20 protein-coding genes and 2 pseudogenes are annotated in these 19697 nt (G+C 44.4%); 6 read left to right on the top strand and 16 right to left on the bottom strand.

Features of this window, described 5'->3' with window-relative positions; all coding sequences use genetic code 11:
* Nucleotides 1–386: 386 nt before the first annotated feature.
* From BMX58_RS12245 to dnaX, 6 genes are all read right to left on the bottom strand, one after another.
* Entirely contained in the window at nucleotides 387–2204 is a 1818-nt protein-coding gene (locus BMX58_RS12245) for an ABC transporter ATP-binding protein (protein WP_068624631.1), read from the bottom strand.
* Nucleotides 2204–2644, bottom strand: a complete 441-nt coding sequence (locus BMX58_RS12240; protein ID WP_068624630.1) for a MarR family winged helix-turn-helix transcriptional regulator — start codon at nucleotides 2642–2644, stop codon at nucleotides 2204–2206. The genes BMX58_RS12245 and BMX58_RS12240 overlap by 1 nt, the downstream gene beginning before the upstream one ends.
* A 225-nt stretch (nucleotides 2645–2869) precedes the next feature.
* Nucleotides 2870–3181 (bottom strand): YaaL family protein, encoded by a 312-nt coding sequence (locus BMX58_RS12235; protein ID WP_068624629.1) that lies wholly within the window; start codon nucleotides 3179–3181, stop codon nucleotides 2870–2872.
* A 34-nt stretch (nucleotides 3182–3215) separates the two neighbouring features.
* Complete coding sequence (gene recR / locus BMX58_RS12230) at nucleotides 3216–3812, bottom strand: recombination mediator RecR (protein ID WP_068624627.1); 597 nt, start codon at nucleotides 3810–3812, stop codon at nucleotides 3216–3218.
* 119 nt (nucleotides 3813–3931) lie between these two features.
* Nucleotides 3932–4246, bottom strand: a complete 315-nt coding sequence (locus BMX58_RS12225) for a YbaB/EbfC family nucleoid-associated protein (protein ID WP_068624626.1) — start codon at nucleotides 4244–4246, stop codon at nucleotides 3932–3934.
* 67 nt (nucleotides 4247–4313) lie between these two features.
* Complete coding sequence (gene dnaX, locus BMX58_RS12220) at nucleotides 4314–6254, bottom strand: DNA polymerase III subunit gamma/tau (protein WP_068624625.1); 1941 nt, start codon at nucleotides 6252–6254, stop codon at nucleotides 4314–4316.
* A 258-nt stretch (nucleotides 6255–6512) separates the two neighbouring features.
* On the opposite strand from dnaX, the gene BMX58_RS12215 reads away from it, so the two are divergent.
* Nucleotides 6513–7361 carry a VOC family protein gene (locus BMX58_RS12215; RefSeq protein ID WP_068624623.1) on the top strand — a complete coding sequence of 283 codons (849 nt, stop codon included), beginning with the start codon at nucleotides 6513–6515 and terminating at the stop codon, nucleotides 7359–7361.
* A gap of 239 nt (nucleotides 7362–7600) precedes the next feature.
* Nucleotides 7601–8079: pseudogene (locus BMX58_RS12210) on the top strand (recombinase family protein); the annotation flags it as partial.
* A 139-nt stretch (nucleotides 8080–8218) separates the two neighbouring features.
* Here the strand turns inward: BMX58_RS12210 and BMX58_RS12205 are convergent.
* The 5 genes from BMX58_RS12205 to BMX58_RS12185 are packed head-to-tail and all read right to left on the bottom strand — an operon-like array spanning nucleotide 8219 to nucleotide 11489.
* Nucleotides 8219–8971 (bottom strand): class II aldolase/adducin family protein, encoded by a 753-nt coding sequence (locus tag BMX58_RS12205; RefSeq protein WP_002328095.1) that lies wholly within the window; start codon nucleotides 8969–8971, stop codon nucleotides 8219–8221.
* Nucleotides 8972–8973: 2 nt separating this feature from the next.
* Nucleotides 8974–9249, bottom strand: a complete 276-nt coding sequence (locus BMX58_RS12200; protein ID WP_002328094.1) for a hypothetical protein — start codon at nucleotides 9247–9249, stop codon at nucleotides 8974–8976.
* 19 nt (nucleotides 9250–9268) lie between these two features.
* Nucleotides 9269–10666: a PTS galactitol transporter subunit IIC gene (locus BMX58_RS12195; RefSeq protein ID WP_068624620.1), complete on the bottom strand. Its 1398-nt coding sequence runs from the start codon at nucleotides 10664–10666 to the stop codon at nucleotides 9269–9271.
* Nucleotides 10667–10710: 44 nt separating this feature from the next.
* Complete coding sequence (locus BMX58_RS12190) at nucleotides 10711–11010, bottom strand: PTS sugar transporter subunit IIB (protein WP_068624618.1); 300 nt, start codon at nucleotides 11008–11010, stop codon at nucleotides 10711–10713.
* Nucleotides 11011–11030: 20 nt separating this feature from the next.
* Nucleotides 11031–11489 carry a PTS sugar transporter subunit IIA gene (locus tag BMX58_RS12185; protein ID WP_068624616.1) on the bottom strand — a complete coding sequence of 153 codons (459 nt, stop codon included), beginning with the start codon at nucleotides 11487–11489 and terminating at the stop codon, nucleotides 11031–11033.
* A 359-nt stretch (nucleotides 11490–11848) separates the two neighbouring features.
* Between BMX58_RS12185 and BMX58_RS12180 the strand changes: the two genes are divergently transcribed.
* A complete protein-coding gene (locus tag BMX58_RS12180) occupies nucleotides 11849–12610 on the top strand; it encodes a DeoR/GlpR family DNA-binding transcription regulator (protein WP_068624614.1) in 762 nt (253 codons plus the stop codon).
* Complete coding sequence (locus BMX58_RS12175) at nucleotides 12607–13584, top strand: 1-phosphofructokinase family hexose kinase (RefSeq protein ID WP_068624613.1); 978 nt, start codon at nucleotides 12607–12609, stop codon at nucleotides 13582–13584. The genes BMX58_RS12180 and BMX58_RS12175 overlap by 4 nt, the downstream gene beginning before the upstream one ends.
* A 328-nt stretch (nucleotides 13585–13912) precedes the next feature.
* On the opposite strand, the gene BMX58_RS12170 is transcribed toward BMX58_RS12175, so the two are convergent.
* A complete protein-coding gene (locus tag BMX58_RS12170; RefSeq protein ID WP_068624611.1) occupies nucleotides 13913–14470 on the bottom strand; it encodes a recombinase family protein in 558 nt (185 codons plus the stop codon).
* 344 nt (nucleotides 14471–14814) lie between these two features.
* On the opposite strand from BMX58_RS12170, the gene merR reads away from it, so the two are divergent.
* Together merR and merA are read left to right on the top strand one after the other, a co-directional pair.
* Nucleotides 14815–15213 carry an Hg(II)-responsive transcriptional regulator gene (gene merR, locus BMX58_RS12165; RefSeq protein ID WP_068624608.1) on the top strand — a complete coding sequence of 133 codons (399 nt, stop codon included), beginning with the start codon at nucleotides 14815–14817 and terminating at the stop codon, nucleotides 15211–15213.
* A 15-nt stretch (nucleotides 15214–15228) separates the two neighbouring features.
* Nucleotides 15229–16869, top strand: coding sequence for a mercury(II) reductase (gene merA / locus BMX58_RS12160; RefSeq protein ID WP_068624607.1), 1641 nt, complete (start codon nucleotides 15229–15231; stop codon nucleotides 16867–16869).
* Between the two features lie 113 nt (nucleotides 16870–16982).
* Here the strand turns inward: merA and BMX58_RS14610 are convergent, their stop codons facing one another.
* The 4 genes and pseudogenes from BMX58_RS14610 to BMX58_RS12140 form a co-directional block, all read right to left on the bottom strand.
* Complete coding sequence (locus BMX58_RS14610; RefSeq protein WP_131814095.1) at nucleotides 16983–17165, bottom strand: BTB/POZ domain-containing protein; 183 nt, start codon at nucleotides 17163–17165, stop codon at nucleotides 16983–16985.
* An 800-nt stretch (nucleotides 17166–17965) separates the two neighbouring features.
* Nucleotides 17966–18898 (bottom strand): NAD(+) synthase, encoded by a 933-nt coding sequence (gene nadE / locus BMX58_RS12155; RefSeq protein WP_068624605.1) that lies wholly within the window; start codon nucleotides 18896–18898, stop codon nucleotides 17966–17968.
* A 206-nt stretch (nucleotides 18899–19104) separates the two neighbouring features.
* Nucleotides 19105–19363 (bottom strand): annotated as a pseudogene (locus BMX58_RS12145) (ArsR/SmtB family transcription factor).
* Between the two features lie 90 nt (nucleotides 19364–19453).
* Nucleotides 19454–19693 carry an SHOCT domain-containing protein gene (locus BMX58_RS12140; RefSeq protein WP_068624602.1) on the bottom strand — a complete coding sequence of 80 codons (240 nt, stop codon included), beginning with the start codon at nucleotides 19691–19693 and terminating at the stop codon, nucleotides 19454–19456.
* Nucleotides 19694–19697: the final 4 nt, after the last annotated feature.

Here is a 19697-nt window from a genome sequence, read left to right as displayed (position 1 = left end):
TGTTTGTATTTTTATGCCCTTAGGGGCGTGAAAAGTTGTAAAGTGGTGTATACCACACAGGCCTTGCGAAAAAAATGAAAATCGTTAGGTCTATTTGGCATGCGAAAATTTTTTTGATGGGGGAGGGGTACCCCTCCCCCATCAAAAAAGCTTCATCTCTCCGAATAAAGTTTCAACAAAACACTTGACTGGAGGTAAGAAAGAGGCTGGGACAAAACTCCCAGCCTCTTTGTGCATCCGAACATAGTGTGCGTAAACGCGGGACAGAACGCAGCCCCTGGCTCCACTTCACGAACAATGCTCGAATGGCCTGCAGCCATTCTGTGCTTGTTCGCTCCAGTGGTCCGGAGCTAAACGCGTTCTGTCCCGCTCTCCACTCCATAACGCTAAGGTTGTTTCATCTGCGTATTGTACAACATCGTGTAGATGCCGCCTTTTTTGACGAGCGTCTCGTGGTCGCCTCGTTCCACGATCCGGCCTTTCTCCAGAACCAGGATTTCGTCCGCCGACAGGATCGTCGAAAGACGATGGGCGATGATCAGGCTCGTGCTTTTGGCGAGGATCGGTTCGATCGCTTCCTGGATGGCGTGCTCGGAGATCGAATCGAGAGAGGAAGTGGCCTCGTCGAAGATGATCAGTCCCGGTTTGCGGAGGATGATCCGCGCAATCGACAGCCGCTGCTTTTCGCCGCCGGAAAGTTTCATGCCGCGGTTGCCCACAACCGTATCGTACCCTTTCGGCAAGCCGCTGATGAACGCATGGATATTGGCTTCGCGGCAAGCTTTTTCGATGTCGGCCTGCGCGGCATCGGGCTTGGCGTAGAGCAGGTTTTCCCTGATCGTGCCATTGAACAAGTACGTATCCTGCGTCACCACGCCGATCTGATTGCGCAGATAGGCCAAATCGAGTTTGCGGATGTCGATGCCGTCCAACAAAATCCTCCCGCCCGTCACATCATAAAGGCGCGGAATCAGGTTAATGATGGTCGACTTGCCCGCTCCCGAAGGACCGACGATGGCGACGGAAGTGCCCGGCTTCAGTTCAAAATCGACATGCTGCAGAATCGGCTGTTCCGGATCATAGTGGAAAGAAACATCCTCAAAAACCAATTCGCCTTTGAACGACGCTGGCTTGAGCGCATCCGGATCGTTGGCGATTTCCACCGGCAGATCGAAATATTCGAAGATGCGGTCGAACAGCGCCATCGAACGGATCACATCGACCTGAATATTCAGCAAGGAATTGACCGGCCCGTACATCCTGCCCAGGAGCGCGACCATAACAGTGATGTCCCCGATCGTCAGGTCTGTGTTGCCTTGTTCGATGATGAGGATCCCGCCGACCAGATAGATCAGCATCGGGCCGATGTTCGTGAAGACGTTGATCACAACCCAGAACCACTTGCCCGCCATGCTTTCCTTGATGTTCAAGCGGATCATCTGCTTGTTGGCTTCCTGATAGCGGTCAAACTCATATTTTTCCGTGACGAAGAGCTTCGATAGCAATTGGCCGCTGACACTGAGCGTCTCGTTCAGGATTTGGTTGATGTCGTCATTGTGCTTCCGCGACTCCAGTGTGATTTCCCAGCGCTTCTTGCCCACACGTTTCGTCGGCAGAATAAACAGCGGCACAACCACGATGCCGATCGTCGCCAGCAAAGGGCTTTTCGTGTACATCGTGACGAGCGCCACCGCTAATGTCGCAACATTCTGCAGGATATTCGTCCAAGTTCCGGTCAGCACACTCTGCACGCCACCGATATCGCTGGTCATGCGGGTGATGATGTCGCCCTGCTTGCTGGCTGTAAAGAAACGGTGCGACATCCGCTGCAGATGGCTGTACATCTTGTTGCGCATATCGTAGGTGATGTTTTCCGCCATCCAGACGCTGATGTAGCTTTCCAGCACACTGATCAGATTGGCAACGATCAATACCCCGAACGAAAGCCCGATCAGCCGCAGCAGCACCGGCATATCCTGCTGCAGCAGGCCTTCATCGATGATGCGGCCGGTCAGGATCGTCGGAAACACGCTGAAAATGGAGGAGAGAATGATCGCCAAAACGGAAACGATAAGCTGCTTCCAGTAAGGCTCGAGATAACTGAACATCCGCTTCAACAGCGGCAACGTGATTTTTGGACTGCTCTGTTTCTCCTCCTCCGTCAGAAAACCGCCGCGTCCCCCTTTGAACCCATTACCGCCCATCACTGCTCACCCGCTTTGCTTCTGAAGTCCTCCAAGGATTTTGTCAATTTTTCGCACAAGGCAACAAACTGCTCCTGTTCCTCCAGCGTCAAGCTCCGATTGATGTGCTCCCTTTCCGTTTGGCGCACTGCCTTCATTTTTTTCAATAAAGCATACCCCTTCTCTTGGATAAAAATCCTGTTCCTGCGCTGATCGGCCGGGTCAGGCCGGCGCATCACGATCCCGTCAGCCTCGAGCCGGTTCAGCATCTCCGACAAGGAGGCCGGTCGGATCCCCATCCGGTCCGCCAATTCCCGCGCACTCATCCCGTCATTTTCCTGCAAGATCCGCAACAGCCGGCCGGCACCGCGCGATTCGTGCTTGGCTGGGTTCTCCTTGCGCCGCAACGTGCGCATCAGCTTCATCGCGCTGCCGATGACATCTTTGGTTTGTTCCTCCATGCGGATTCCTCCTTCCGATAGTTAGGTACCTATCTTTTACACCCCGAATTATAGTAGGTACCTAACTAATTTGCAACAAATATGCCTCAGCTCCTTTTGGGCACAAAAGGAGCTGGATTGCTTCTGTGATCAGAGCTAGCCCGACACTAACCTGCCCCAAAAACAATTCGCATGCCCACGAACCACAAAAAGAGGATTTTTCCAAGTGGAAAAGCCCCTCTTTTGTCATTCCGAATGAAAAATGTCTTCCGCACGGTTCGTTCGCTTGCGCCAACGGAATTGCTTGGCTTTTTTCGGCGCGGAAATGTCCGCTTGGATTTGCCTTTCCTTGGCTTCGCGCAGCAGGAACAGATATTTCGCTTCTGCTATCTTTTCGAAGATGCGCAATTCTTCCGGCAAATCGTAGGCATTCTGCTGCAGTTGGGCCAAAGTAGTGTAGTGTTGATGGACATCGCTGATCAGGTCGATCAGTTTTTCGTCGTATTGCTGCTTCAAGTGGCCTTGCTTCTTGTTTGCGATATTCAAATGGAATGCCATTTTCGCTCAATTCCCCCCGTTGTTCCTTCCCTTGTTACAGTTCCCGGCGCCCGTCGATGGCGCGGAAGAGCGTCATCTCATCTGCATACTCGATGTCGCTGCCGACCGCCAGCCCGTAAGCCAGACGCGTGACCTTGATGCCCGCCGGCTTGATCAGCCGCGACAAGTACATGGCTGTCGCTTCCCCTTCGGCTGTGGCATTCGTAGCGATGATGATTTCCTTGACGGTCTCATCCTGCAGCCGTTTGATCAGGCTGGCGATGTTCAGATCTTCCGGTCCGGTCCCTTCCATCGGCGAAAGCACCCCGTTCAAGACGTGGTAAAGGCCGTGGTATTCGCGGATCTTCTCCATCGACATGACATCGCGGGGATTTTCGACCACCAGGATGATGGACTTGTCCCGCGTCGTATCCGCACAGATGTTGCACGGATCGGTTTCGGTAATATTACCGCAGATGGTGCACTGGTGTAAATCCCTTTTTGAACGGATCAGCGCATCGGCGAAGGCCAACACAGCTTCCTCGTCCATATCCAGACAGAAAAAGGCCAGCCGGGCTGCCGTCTTTTGCCCGATGCCCGGCAGTTTCATGAAACTCTCGATTAATTTCGCAATGGGTTCTGGGTATTGCATCTCAGAAAAATCTCCTTTTCTTCTCTCAAAAGAAAGGAGGCTGGGACAAAAGTCAACACTGCCCGACTTGTCTCACCCTCGCTCCCCTCATTCATTTCGGTTATTGCCTATAGTCTGGCTTAGAAGCCCGGAATCGCATTGGCAAATTTGCCCAATTTCGCTTTCGTCGCTTCATCGATTTTGCTCAATGCATCATTCGTCGCCATCAGGATCAGATCCTGCAGCATTTCCACATCTTCCGGATCGACCGCTTCAGGCGCGATGACCACATCTTTGACTTTCTTGTCGCCGGTCATCGTGATTTTGACCAGATCGTTGGATGCCGCACCGACAAACTCGGTTACGTTCAGTTGTGCTTGTGTCTGCTCCAATTCTTTCTGCATTTTTTGCATTTGCTTCATCATGCCTTGCATATTTCCCATTCCGCCTCGCATTGAATGACTCCCTCTCTGTGTATGTATTTTAGTTTGTTTTCATAGCTTGTACTTATTTCGAAAGCCGTCAGTCCTCGACGACCGTTACGACTTCATCTCCGAAAAGGCTCAGCGCCTGATCGACGACTTCCTGTTCTCTTTGCTCCTCGATCACGATCGGATCCGTTTCGACCGCAAAATCATCGGCGAAATTCCCGGGGTGGTAATCCCCACGGAAGCCGTCTTCCATTTCCAGCAGCGGCGGTTCCGGCGGCAGGTCAAGATCGGCCGCCACAGTCTCATCGACCGTTGTTGCTGGTTGCTGTTTCGGAGCAACCGGTTTTGGAGCGGCTTGCTTCGGTTCGCCATCAGATCCAGCAGCCGGACTGCCATTTCCGTTCCGGTTCTGGATAAAGTTGCGTCGCACCGATGTCCATTGGTCTTCGGTCAAGCACACCAATTCGCCGGGGCGCTGGAGCATCCGCTGCGTCGCAGCATCCACGGCCGCCTGCAGTTCGGCATCCTCCGTCGCTTTTTGGCAAAGGATATCGTACTGGAACGCCAGGATGAAACTGGTCGGGCTCGCCGCCACCGGATTGGCCTGCTTCAGCACGGCGCGTTGGGTGACCGAGAGCACGTCCAGGATATCCGTCCAGAAATCCCGTACCCGGGCCAGATCCTGCTTCGTCGCCTCGCCCAAAATTTGGTAAGTCCGGCCCATGTTCGGCTTGAAGCCGGTCGATGTGTTCGACGGCCGGGCGCTTTCCTTTTTGGCGGGCGCCGCTTTGGCCCCCTCCTGCGAAACGCTAAGGTTCCCGGAGGCGATCAGTTCCTGCAGTTTCGCAAGTTCCTTTTTGACGAGCGCCAATTCCTGCGCCAGCCTTTGGACCTCACCGCTCGGCGCCGCTTGTGCGCCCGGAGCTGCCGATGCCGCTGTTGCTTGCGCATGCGGCTGGGACAGTTTCACCGCCAGCACTTCCAGATAGATGTCCGGCTGAGTGGAGAAGCGCATCTCGCCTTGCGTTTGGTTGAAAGCTTCGATCATTTCGTAGAGGAACGTTGCCGGCGCCTCCTGCGAGAAAGTCTGGAAAGCTTCACTGTATTGTTGCGTATTGTCCGCAAAGGCCTTGCCTTTCGTCTGCTGATAGACCAGCACATCCCGTGCAAACAGGATCATCTCCTCCAGGAAACGGCCCGCCTCTTTGCCGGAACTGAGAATTTCCTGCAGCAGTTGCAGCGCCGCTTCCGTCTCTTCATGCAGCAACGCGCTCGAGAAGGAAATCATCATTTCCTCGGTCAGGCTGCCGGACACTTTCACCGCATTGTCGAAAGTGACCGATTCCGAACCGTAGGAAATGACCTGGTCGAGCAGGCTCAGCGCATCCCGCATCCCGCCGTTCGCGGAGCGCGCGATGACATGCAGCGCCTGCTCGTCATAGCCGATCTTCTCCTCCTGCAGGATATAGGCCATCCGGTTGATGATATCCTGATAGGAGATCCGCTTGAAATCGAACCGCTGCGTCCTGGAAATGATCGTCAGCGGAATCTTGTGCGGCTCCGTCGTCGCCAAAATGAAGATGACATTTTCCGGCGGCTCCTCCAGCGTCTTCAGGAGCGCATTGAAAGCACCGGTCGAGAGCATGTGCACCTCATCGATGATGTATACTTTGTAATCGGCCTGGGTCGGCGCATACCGCGCTTTGTCGCGGATGTCACGAATCTCCTCCACGCCGTTGTTGCTGGCGGCATCGATCTCGATGACATCGTTCAGACGCCCCTCGGTGATGGCCCGGCAGGTTTCACATTCGTTGCACGGCTCCCCGTCGACGCGATGGTGACAGTTGATGGCTTTCGCAAAAATCTTGGCTGCACTCGTCTTACCCGTTCCACGCGGCCCGGTGAAAAGGTAAGCATGGCTCGTTTTCCCCTGTATTAAGGCATTCTTCAGCGTCTGCGTGACCGCTTCCTGGCCTGCGATGTCCCCGAACCGCTGCGGGCGCCAAACCCGATATAGTGCTTGATAGCTCATCCATTTCCCTCTTTCACTTTTGCTTCGTCCATCCATTATAAGGGAAAAACAGGAAAATAGAAAGGCATCCCTCAGCCGCTTTTTGGCGGAATCCACCCCTGCCGAAAGGTTGAAACATTAACTGTTGACAAAAAGTAAGTTTCGGATTATAGTAAACCCATAGCCGAATAGTTCGAATTCGTATTAATTAAATTTGTGATACTATTCCATCCAGAAAATAACCATAAATCAAACAGAATCGAAAAGGGGAAAAAGCAAATGACAGCATTTTGGGATTTGGGCAAAGTTGCCTTGAAAGTGAATGATTTGGAAAAAATGACGCAGTTTTACCAGGAAGCGATCGGATTGGATGTAATGGAAGAAAAAGCAGGATCAGTTGTATTGGGCGTCGCTGCGGACAACACGCCTTTGGTGGAATTGATCCAACTCCAAACGCCGTCCAACCGGAAACGGACGACCGGGCTTTTCCATTTGGCCATCCTTTTGCCGACCCGGGCCGATTTGGGCTCCATCCTCTATCACTTGCTGACGAAGAAATACGCTATCGATGGCGCGAGTGACCACGGCTACAGCGAAGCCATTTACCTTAACGATCCCGAAGGCAACGGAATCGAAATCTACCGCGACAAAGAGATTTCTGCATGGGATGTGCGTCCCGACGGCAAGATCGAAGGCGTGACCGAAGCGATGGACGCGGACGGTGTAATCGGCGCGATGGTCAAAATTTACGATGGCATCCCTTCCGGTTCCATAATGGGACACGTCCATTTGACCGTTCATGACCTGGTCGAAACCCAACAATTTTACGAAAATGTGCTCGGCATCTCCTTGAAGTCCGACTTCTTTGGACAAGCCAAATTCTTCGCCGCCGGAAACTACCATCACCACATCGGCTCGAACACGTGGGCTGGAAAACATTTGCCGCCCGCTGAAGAAAACCAACCAGGCTTGGCGTACTTCACTTGGGTGATTGCCGATGATGCTGCCTATGACGCATTGAAAGGCCGATTGGTTCACGCAGATGTTTCGTTTGAAGAAATGGGCAACACACTTATCTTCAAAGACAACAGCGGCATTGAAATCCATGCCGTCGTTCATCAAGGGTAATAATTGAATCAGCATTTTATAGCGTAACCGGCGGAGAATCCCTGCCGGTTACGCTTTTTTAGGATACAATCGAAAAAAATGCTAAAGTGTCCAGAAAATGGTTCATTTCTGGACACTGCTATTTTGGCATGATTTTTCTCTAAATGATCTGAAATACGTGTCCATAAACCCGTTATAAATTCTATGTCCAATTAATCGCCATGGCTGAAGTTAGGGCACAATAAAAAATGGGAGATTTTTTGAATATTAGATATACACGTGTTGCTGCCGGTATACAGAATTTGGATTTACAGGAAGATAGGCTGGAAAAATTTGGCTGTTAGAAAGTTATTACAGGGCACACGAGTGGTGAATAGATTAATCGTCCGGGATTAGAAACAGCGATTGAATTTTTTCATTCAGGGGATACACGCATTGTGTGGCGATTAGATCGGCTTGGCAGAATATGGGAGACTTGATTACGATCGTCAATCGTTTGAATAATCGTGGCGTTAGCTTTCATAGCTTACAAGAAAAGATCACGATGGATAAATCAAGTTCGACTGGCCAATTAATGTTCCACTTGTTTGAGGCGTTTACGGAATTTTAACGAAATCTAATTCTGGAGCGATCTGTAGCCGGCCGTGCAGCTGCACGGGCACGAGGTAGATTTGGCGGCCGCCCGGAAAAGTTGAGCAAACGTGACTTGGAACTTATGAAGACGTTGATCGATAGAGGGAGGTGACACATACATCCTAATCACTTTTCGGACCAGAAACAGATCAGATATTGTCAACCATAAAAAAACTGCATAAGACTAAGAGGCACCCCTTCAGTCTCATGCAGTTTTATACAATCTACTATATTATCGTAGAGTTCTAGTCTCCGCCAGCAGCGATTTTCGCTTTGTTATAGATAGACACTTTATTTTTCAGTTCTTCTAAAGTGCCTACTTTTTTCCCTTTAGAATAGAACCCATCTGTAATGCCTAACGCTTGGAACACAGCTTGTTTATAGGCGATTTCTGCATTCCATTCAGCTGTGTCGAGAATCTGCAAGGCCTTATGAATTGCTTCACTTCCGGTTGCACCCTTCGCGTTGATCAGTACTCCATGGCTGTCCAATAACAACATGTGTGGCAATGGCAAATCATTCATCTTGATATACCCGCTGGTCAAAGCCGCTAGTTCTTCTGAGCAGTTCGGTTCAAAATCCATAACAGGAACGGGGCCTACTTTTTGTGTAGCTTCAGTCAAGTTAGGCATTGGGAGTCCGGTTGTAGCCCAAAACATTGCATTTGGGGCATGAGCATGAAGAACTGCTTTGATTTCTGGATTAGCATCATAGACAGCCTCATGCATATTAATTTCTCGTGTCAGGCTACCGACACCATCAATAATCCTTCTTGTATGCGGCTCAACGACAAGTACTTGCGCTGGAGAAACTTCTCCGAGATACGCTTCAGACATCATAGTGGGTGTCATGATAATGTATTCTTTCCCATTTTCGTCTGTTGTCTTAAAAGAGAAATTGCCACCTGCTACGTTGGTATTCTTACGCTGGAAAATCACCTTAATAATATTCGCCATGTCTTGTCTTTCTCTTTCAAATATCATACGTCCGTCTGACATTTTTATTCCTCCTTCATCTTAAATAATTTTTTTGATTGCAGCGCGGTTATGGTTGCTTCTCGCACTACTTCGACGTCTTCTATTTTTCTGTTTCGATATTCGTTATACTCTTTAAATAAGATGCGATCCCCTTTGTCGTAGATATACAGGGATAACCCGATCACAAAGATGTTTAGCGCATATATTTTCGTAGAGAGCGCAATCAGGAATAGTGCAAGGGCAAGAAATAGTAATCCCATCCATTTCATTTTTTCGACTTCTTCTTTCTTGTGACGCACGGTCAATCCCCCTCTAATTCTAGACTCTGTCTGTAGGCATCTTCGCAGAAATAGCAACTTTTGAATCTTCTGCGTAACGCTCACTCGGAACTTTCGCATTGTTCATGTATCGATTCAGCAAGAAGAATAACCCTAGGAACACGACACATCCTACAATCGCTAAGACATTCTTATCAAAAGCCTCTGCAAAAAGAATTCGGAACTCGGGACCTTCGATTGAAGACCATGTAATCAATTGCCCTTCTTTGATCCCTTCAACGGCACCCGTTTCCTGAGCCAAGCCACTCAAGACAGGAGCTAAGTAAGTTGCACTGTACAAATAAATCGGCATTGAAAGGACACCTAAAACAAGCATGCGTGCCAAGTTACCACCAGTTAGCAATAATCCACCTACAGCAATGGAATAGTTGATGATTCCCGCTAGCGGCAACACTTCATTTCCAGGTAAAATGATTGAATACCCGATAAAAACAGGAACTAACAAAATTGCTGTAACCCATACTTCTGATCGGCCTGCAAGAATCGGCCAATCCAGTCCGATATATACTTCACGATCTTTGAATCTTTTCTTGATAAATTCTGACATTGCATCAGCCAATGGCGAGAGAGACTGCATGAACAATTTAGAAATCATTGGGAACAACGCTAAAGCTGTAGCGACTTGGACCGCCAAGTTCAAAGAACCAGAAACTCCATATGCTGCTGCAAACCCAAGACCCAACCCGATGATGAAGCCCATGACCGAGTTTTCAGAGAAGATACCAATTTTTTTCTTTAATGCATTTGTGTCTGCGCGTTTGTTGAAGAATGGAATTTTATCCATTAACATATTAAGTGGCAACAATAACACTGCAGCTGAAGTCATAAAGTGGGTTACGGTAACGAGTGGTATACCTGTCAAATCTTGTATATGTTTTTGGAACATATCTCCTAACTTCAATTCCAACACTACTTGAATAGCAGCAGTAATAAATCCGGCTACAAGACTTCCAGAAACATAGTAAACTAGGTAGGCCGTCAAAGCTTTCCCCCAAACATTCCACATGTCTACGTTTAGTGTCTTAGTTAAATTCAATATCAGCATCACAAAGTTAACACCGATAGTCACAGCGAAAAATACGAAAGCATACGCCCAAGACCAAGTAATACTTGCCGCACCGGTCCAACCTAGATCCAGAGCTGGGAGATTAATTCCTGTGTTTGTCGCTAGCGCTTCAGATGCCGGACTCACGGCATTGGACATGTACCCTATAACCATTGACATACCATTGAATGCGATACCTAAAGTCAACGCCGATACAAATGCCTTTTTAAACTTCATCCCAGATAGTAATCCTAGCAACAAAATAATGAGCGGTACGAAAACAGCGGACCCTAAACCTAAAATATAGTTAATGACATCTTGAAAGATCTGCATTTCTAAATACCTTCTTTCCAATTTCTTAGTTTATGAACACCTTTTTATCTTACTAACTCACAAATCTGCGAATAAATACTATCTACACCCATTCCAGTGAGAAACGGAATCCCTGGGAACACAGCTACACCTAGTTCTTGCGCTTTTTCTAGGACATCTTCATCGGGCTGAGCAACATAAACATAGATGCCTGTTGATGGTAACTCATTTTGAATAGATTTATAGTCCACTGCATCAACAGGATAACTGATACCATCATTCTCAAACATATTTGCAATTTTACTTGCAATAGTTTGACTTGTTGCTACCCCACTACCACACGCCACAATCAATCTTTTTTTCATAATAATTACCTCCTATATAATTAGATATTATTAACAAATAACTGATATACATCTTTTGTCGATACAGTCGATCTATACTGATCCACAAACTTCTTATCCATAAATAAGTTCATGAAAGCTTGCAACAACCCTACTTGCTCCTTACCATTCTTGATACCAAGGAAGAATAGATCTTTGACAGGCATTTCTTGACTGTCACCCATTTGCCGACAGACAACCTCATCCGTCAGACGCGCAACGAAAACGAATGGTTTGTTCACGTACTCTGGATCAGAATGCGGCAAAGCAATATTCAGGTGCTGTGTTATCAATCCGGTTGGAAAATTCCTTTCTCTCTCGGTTATACCTTTTAAATAACCAGCATTTACCACTCCCGCTTCCATCAATTTTGCCGCAACCAACTCAAACGCCTCTTCCTCCGTAGCGGCTTGAATATTTAAATCTACCCAACTCGCATCAAACATATCTTTGTAGCTCATTATCTCACCTCTTATATTTGAACGTTTTTGTTCTACAAAGTTAATCTTCAGTTCGATAAAGTTCAACTTTGTTTTACACGCTTAGTATATACCGCTTTCAAACAAGTTGTCAACGGTTTCTTTTTGAATTTCCGATATTACTGATTGACTTTATTTTACTTTGTTATTCTTTTGGTGTTTTCGTGTTCTTCTTAGTCTAAAAAGAACACCGAGTCACAATTGAAGCGCTTTTTTTGTTCGACCTCTTCAAAATACTCGAATATTTCTATTGAAAAAGAAGATGAGTATCTATATAATTAGGTCAAAGCAAAAAGTTCGAACAAAGTAGAACACTTTGGATTAAGAAAGAAGGAACTGTCATGTTGAAAAAAGAACGACAAAATAAAATACTCGAACTTCTAGAAGAACATTCTTATCTAACAATTGTAGAAATTGCTGATGCATTAGAGGTTTCAGAGATGACTATTCGACGAGACGTAACGGAACTGTCAAAGAAAAACAAACTCAAAAAATTGTATGGCGGTGCAGAAAAGCTTGATTCTCAAAGAAAAGAACTCAGCACCCAAGAAAAAATCCATGCAAATATAGATGAAAAAAAATATATAGGGAAAGTCATGAACGAAATCATCCAGGATAATTCCACCATCTTTGTAGGGGCCGGAACAACTATTCTTTATGCACTTCAATTGATTAATCGGAAAAATCTTTTTTTCATCACAAACAGTCTAATCGCCTTCATGTATTTACGGGAGCATACGGATTATCGAATTATTTTGACTGGTGGAGAGTTCTCCCCTGTTACTGAAGAGTTTGTTGGTGAGGTAGCCATTAAATCCTTCGAAAGTTTGAATATCGATATCGCATTTGCTGCAACTAACGGTATCATCGACAACAATGTCACAACGGCTCAGTTTGTCGAAGGGGCTGTCCAGAATGCTGCACTTGCAAAAGCCAAAATCAAATGTGTTGTTGCCGACAGTTCAAAAATCGGCGTTTCTGATATCTACACTTTTTGTAACTTGAACGACTTTGATTACTTGATTACCGATGAAAAGATTTCTAAAGAGATCTTTGATCATTATAGTCAGTACACTACTATTCTAAAGGAGCATGCAAAATGATTATTACTGTAACGATGAACCCTTCACTAGATCACGCTTACTTCATTGATCACTTTTCCCCTGGCATAGTCAATCGTTTTCAAACGCCCAGAAAATCAATTGGAGGGAAAGGGATAAACGCCGGCAGAGCAGCATCCCTTTCCGGGTCCAAAGTCATTATTTCTGGTTTCCTCGGGGGGGATCTTGGACAAATCGTAGGGCGAGATTTAAAAGATGAAAATTTATTTGAGTTAATGATGCTGCCAGTCTCAGAAGAGACACGTCGCGCCATCACGGTTATGCATGATGGCAATGTTCATACAGAGATTGTTGAAAGCGGTCCCGAGGTCAGCGATGAACAAGCATTCCACTTAATGAATGAAATCAAAGAGAAACTAAATAAAGAAAATGCATCTGTCATAACTATCAATGGCTCCGTCAATTCCAATAACAAACACTTGTACAAGGATCTCCTTAAATATATCCGAACTGAAATCAGCAACGAGATACCCGTTTTAATGGATATTTCTGGGGAGCAGTTATTATCGCTATTGGAAAGCGACGAGTACAAACCTACATTCATCAAACCGAATATCCATGAATTGAGTGAATTGATCGGAAAATCAATTCCATCAAAGGAAGTAGCTATACATGAAATGTCCCATCCTCTTTTCAATGACATTGATTACATCATGGTCTCATGCGGCGCGGAAGGAGCTTTGTTCAAAGCAGGAGACGTCTGTTATAATGTTGAGATACCTACGATCGACATTATAAATCCTACAGGTTCCGGAGACGCAACGGTAGGTGGATTTGCTTATGCACTAGAACAAAAATATTCAATTGAAGACACCCTGAAGTACGCAATGGCCTGCGGCATGTCCAATGCTCAGCATGCTGAAGTGGGGGTAATCAATAAACACGATGTAGAACTATTTATGAATCAAATCCAAGTGAAACAGTATAAATTTGAACCCACAAAAGCAATAGGATAAACAATATAGTAACTTACAGTATGATGCTGCAGAATTTACTTAAAATAAGATTAATCTCGATTTCTCCAATTCAAAATATTTAGCCAGAAAAAACTGCCCTAAAACCAGAAATGAATCATACTGGGTTTAGGGCAGTTTTATTTATTTTTCTATTCTAATTTTTTAGTTGCCACCCTTTTGAAGCGCATCCTGTTTGTGCTCTACCTCCCATTTTCCCCCGCATCTTTTTGGATAGTCAGAGGGCATCCACCAGTAGAGCGTTGAAACCTTGATAAATAAATGCTTCACTGTTTAGCTTAGTTATAATAATCCGGTAATGAAGGATACACTACTGGACCAAGGTAGCCCTCTTGTGGCGGGTCAAAGTACTCTTGCTGATTCCGGTCATTTTCTCTACCTCTTTGTAGGAATGATTCTTCAATAGATTCATGGCCAGATTGATTTGTTGCTGATTGAATTTCTTTGGTCGTCCTTCCCGGAAATCGGGTTTCAGTTTGGCAAGTTCTTTCCCTTCCTGCGTACGTTCCACAATCAGATCCCTCTCAAAATCCGCAAAAGCGCTGAAAATCGTGAAGATCAATCTTCCAGTGGACGTATTTTCGATAATTCCTAAATTCAGCACATTGATCCGCACACCCTTCTCAAATAAGAGCTTGATTGTGTTCAATGCGTCTTGTGTGCTGCGAGCGAAGCGGTCCAGCTTCGTCACAACCAAAGTATCCCCTGTCTCAATTTCCTGAAGGAGTTTTTGGAATTCGGGACGATCACTTTTTGTCCCGGTAATTTTCTCGAAGTAGACCCGGTCGCAGCGTTCCTCCTCGAGTTGACGCAGCTGTCCTTCCAGATCTTGTTGGCGGGTACTCACCCGTGCGTAGCCATATTTCATCTTTTTTTGCCCTCTCTTTTGACTATAAGTTATGACACCTTTGTATCCCCTGATTTTACTGGACCTCGGAAGCATAGTCAATACTCTTGAGTTATGGCTATGAAATATAAGATTCAGAGCTAGAGAATGCTACGAAGAATAAAAATGAAGGAAAGTTAGATAGAACGTGACTCATAAAGTTGACTCTTAAGAAGAGATAAGGCCGCTTTTTTCTTTTGAAAAGCGGCCTTCCTTATTTGTCTTGTAATCGATTATTTTGGAGATTACATTTCCTAGATATTAAATTCTTCGCTTGACTACGTACCGTGGTACATGGTTTATAATATAGAAAAGGATGTGATTGCATGGCTTATCGTATTAGTTCTTTTGCTGAAAAATGCGGTGTGAATAAGGAAACGATTCGGTATTACGAGAGAAAAAAATTACTACCAGAACCTGATCGAACCAATACCGGGTATCGATCCTATTCAGAAAAGGACATAAAACGGGTAAAATTTATTAAACATCTCCAAGAACTTGGCTTTTCTTTAAGTGAAATTTATAAATTGCTTGGTGTGGTGGATAAAGACAACGTTCGTTGTGAGGGTATGTTTGAATTTGTCTCAAAAAAAGAAAGAGAAGTTCAAAAACAAATAGAAGATTTGAAAAAGACGGAACACATGCTCAAAAATTTACGACGAAGATGTCCAGAGGAAAAGGAACTGTATGCGTGTCCTATCATAGATGAGCTAATAGAAAATTAAGGGGGAAACAAGAAAATGAATCAATTTAAAATGGGCATTCACGGCATGACTTGTACAGGGTGCGAAGAGCACATAGAAAAAGCGCTTGAAAGTATCGGAGCGACCAAGATTAAAGTTAATTTTCGTCGGAACGAGGCGGTGTTTCAATTGCCTGACGACTGTGCGATAGAAACTGCGATTAAAGCAGTGAAAGAAACAAATTATGAGCCCGGAGAAATAGAGAACTTATCTGCTCGAGAGCATGTGGTGTCAGTTAATAAAGAGGAATATGATTTGCTCATTATCGGTTCTGGCGGAGCTGCTTTTTCAGCAGCTATAAAAGCAGTCGAGTATGGAGCAAAGGTGGGCATGATTGAACGAGGAACGGTAGGCGGCACCTGTGTGAATACGGGGTGTGTTCCCTCAAAAACGCTTCTTAGAGCTGGAGAAATCAATCGATCCGCACACACGAATCCTTTTGAAGGATTACACACTTCTGCGGGAGAAGTAGAATTAGGTCGCTTAGGGAATCAAAAAAATGAACTAGTCAGTGATTTACGGAACCAAAAATACATTGATTTAATTGATGAGTATGGATTTGATTTAATTAAGGGAGAAGCACATTTTATCAATGAAAGTACTATTGAAGTGAACGGACAAGCATTTTCTGCCCACCGCTTTTTAATCGCAACCGGGGCTTCTCCCCTCATACCCGATACTCCAGGACTTGAACAAGTAGATTATCTGACTAGCACAACTCTTCTTGAACTTAAAAAAGTCCCAAAACGCTTAACCGTTATTGGATCGGGTTATATCGGAAGAGAACTCGGACAGCTCTTCCATAATCTGGGTTCAGAAGTTACCCTAATTCAAAGAAGCAAGCAATTCTTGAAAGAGTATGACCCTGAGATTTCTGAAGCAATGGAGAAATCTCTCATCGAACAAGGAATAAAACTCATTTCTGGAGCAGCTTATGAGCGAGTGGAGCAAGACGGAGAGATTAAAAAAGTCCATATTATTGTAAACGACAAGAAAAAGATTATTGAGTCAGACCAGCTACTAATCAGCACAGGAAGAACGCCCAATACTGAAGCATTGAACTTAAGTGCAGCAGGAGTTAAAGTTGGAGCCCACAACGAAATCAAAATAAATGATTTTGGTGAGACAAGCAATGAAAAGATCTATGCAGCGGGAGATGTCACATTAGGGCCTCAATTCGTCTACGTGGCTGCCTATGAAGGAGGAATTGTTGCAGACAATGCGATTGGTGGGTTAAATAAAAAAATCGATTTAACAGTGGTCCCTGGTGTTACGTTTACAAGTCCCGGATTCGCAACCGTTGGTTTAACAGAAAAGAAAGCGAAAGAAAAAGGATATGAAATTAAAACGTCTGTGTTGCCGTTAAAAAATGTTGCTAGAGCGATTGTAAATCATGACACGGCAGGTGTAATTAAACTTGTAGTTGATGGAAAAACGCGAAAAATTCTGGGAGTGCATGTGGTCGCTGACAATGCAGGGGAAGTTATTTACGCAGCCACTTTAGCCGTTAAATTCGGATTGACCGTAGACGACTTAAAAGAAACGCTTGCACCTTACTTAACAATGGCAGAAGGCTTAAAATTGGCAGCCTTAGCGTTTGACAAAGACGTATCAAAATTATCCTGCTGTGCAGGCTGAAATTGTTTATTTAACAGGTATCTTACACGAAAAGCTGATGGAAAATATTCATTTTTCCGTTTCGAAGCTGTTAAGTTTTGACTATTACTCTGTAAAATTAAGTGCTCACTATTTTATTTGTTTAAAATCATAAATTTCTCTAAAAGTAAGTCTTTTCTAATTTCTTTGAGACTCTCCATTTCCTCTACAGGAATGATTTCTGTAGTATATTCAACATCTACTACAGGATTCATAGCGCTATCTGCAACAGGTAATGCTATTTCTTTTGATACGCTGTCGATATATGATGGCTTCACTGAATTATTATCATAAAAAATACGAAGTTAAAATTGAGAAAATCCAACATGCATTAGCTGAATCGTAAGCGCCAAATAGCGATTACGCTGAACCTGAAAAAAAAGATGCTGAAAAATCCACCAAAGCAACCGCTCCTGAAAGTGCAAAGCAAGCCAAAAAGAGGCTATCCAAAAATCCTATTTCAAATGACTTTTTGGATAGCCTTTTTGTATGGTAGATATACTTATTTAGCTGTACTTTGCGTTCGCATGGCCAAAAATTGACTAGCCATCCTGTCCACGAATACCAAACTGCTCGAAGAGGAAATTGTACGTCTATATGGAAATCATTTGGATACAGTGCGCTTCTTTAAGATGGCGAAATCACACGTAGCTTTGGACAAAGAATTTCAGTACCGCAATTACGATACGATGGTTTACCCACACAACGATTGTCTTCACGCGCTACATCATGATCGCCCTCCGTACTCGTGAAGAGAAGGATTCCCGGACCATCGGTCTGCTTTTAACTGGAAGATATCCGCTTTGCAGAGGCAATCTTGTTAGTCTTGAACTGCCTGAAGGCATCTCTTACAGCTGAACCTGCTATATCCGAAGAAATAGTTCAATCGCTTTTGGATAAGCTCTTCCGTAATATGCCTGCCTTTCTGAAGCGAGCCTTTAATCAGGCTGTTAGCGGTCTATCAAGGGCTTTAGCGGCATAACTATATAGGTAGAAATGTTTTTTATATCAAGAATTGACCTTGATTTTTATGGTGCGAAAGTTGAGTTAATATGAAATTTCTTGTACAGCAAGCTACTCAATATTTCAAAATTGGCGCCAATGCATGATTTCGCATGTGTTTGCTTAACTGAACAATCTCATACATTTCTTTAACTGCTTGCTCATTCATTCCAAGCTGGTTTGCAATTTCATGAGCGGTTAATCCCTTTTGCTGACCAAAGAGTATCAAATCAATCTTAAGGTAATCCATCTCAAAATAACTCATATATTTATCTGTTACTCCTGGTAAAATATCTGGATTTGGAGAACGATGTAATATCTCCAAGGGTATTTCTAAGAATTCTGCTAACTGAAGAATATGGCTTCGATATATATTTTTCATAGGCATGATATCAGCACAATCATCTATTCCGTATTTGCAGAAGAGTCCAACCATATCCTCCGTTTTATGTGCAGAACCAGCGACCATATAGTTGTTCTCTTCAGCAAATTTATAAGCTACCAGAACCCTCGCTCTTTGTTTAGAAGTGATTTTTGCAATCATCTTCCGTTTCCACGGATTGAGCTTTCCTGTGAGTGAATCTAAATAATCTTCTTTTTGTGAATGCCCGCTCTTATACACGATTTTATTTACAATATCTTTCCAAAATACGCGGCCTGATAGTACAGACAAAAGAAAACCAGAAGTTCCCAACCCCCTTAAAATAGGGCTAATACTAATTTTTACTGTTTCTATACCAAGGTGTTTGCTGATCATTCGGCCATAATGATCAGCTTGAGGATTTCCCCATCTTTCAGGAAGCATCAACCCCTTAACCTTATCCTTGCCAATAGCACGAGTACAAAGTGCAGCCGTTACACTGGAGTCAAGTCCACCTGAAATAGGAACTACAATACCATCTCGATATGACTCGGAAAATTTTTCATTTATGAAATCTTCAATTTCCTTGCACCATTGTTGAGCATCAATTTGAAAAACATCTTTAGTTAGCTTCATATATTCATTCATAACTGTTCCTCCATGTTAAAGCTTCTTCTCTAAATATTTTTTACAATGTTAGATACTCTTAGTATTCATTACACGCATTGCATTTAAAACTGCAATGATGGCAACTCCCGCGTCTATAAATACTACTTCCCACATTGATGCTACGCCTGAATCCCCAAGCACAAGGAATATAGCCTTAACTCCTAATGTAAAAATAATATTCTGCATTACAATGGTTTTTGTTCTTTTGTATAGTCTAAGACTTGCTCGAGGCTACTAAACACGTGAATGTCATCCAGACTGTAAATCATAATTTTCCGTCTCTTCTTATTTTTACTGAACATGAGCCTTTCAAAGTTTTTAACTGATGAGAAACAGCAGACTGTTGCATGTCTAAGGAAAGTGCAATACTAGTTCTTTATTCTGTAAAAGAAAAAAAATCGATAATCTTGTTGGGTCGCTGATAATCTTAACTAATTTGCTTATTGATTGATTAGTCTCTCAATCTAACGGAGAAGGTAATGATGTTTCCATATAGTTTTAACTCCTTCACAGGAGGGTTTGTTCATATCCTCTCTATTCTTTCAATATTTTCTTCTTTTGTTGGTATTCTTCATCCGATAGTTCTCCTTTTGCATAACGCTGATTAAGGATTTCAAGTGCTTCATCCCGGCCATTTGATGTTTTGCCAGCATTACTGCCTCCCTGGACTAATTTTATCACCGCATATACGATGATAACTATTAAGATTACCAGGATGATCATCATGAAAATTCCCCATCCACCCATCATGTTATATCCGTAATAATTCATCATTTTT

It is taken from the genome of Trichococcus ilyis (assembly GCF_900109135.1).
Lineage (GTDB): Bacteria > Bacillota > Bacilli > Lactobacillales > Aerococcaceae > Trichococcus > Trichococcus ilyis.
This window is presented reverse-complemented; position numbering and strand designations above follow the sequence as displayed.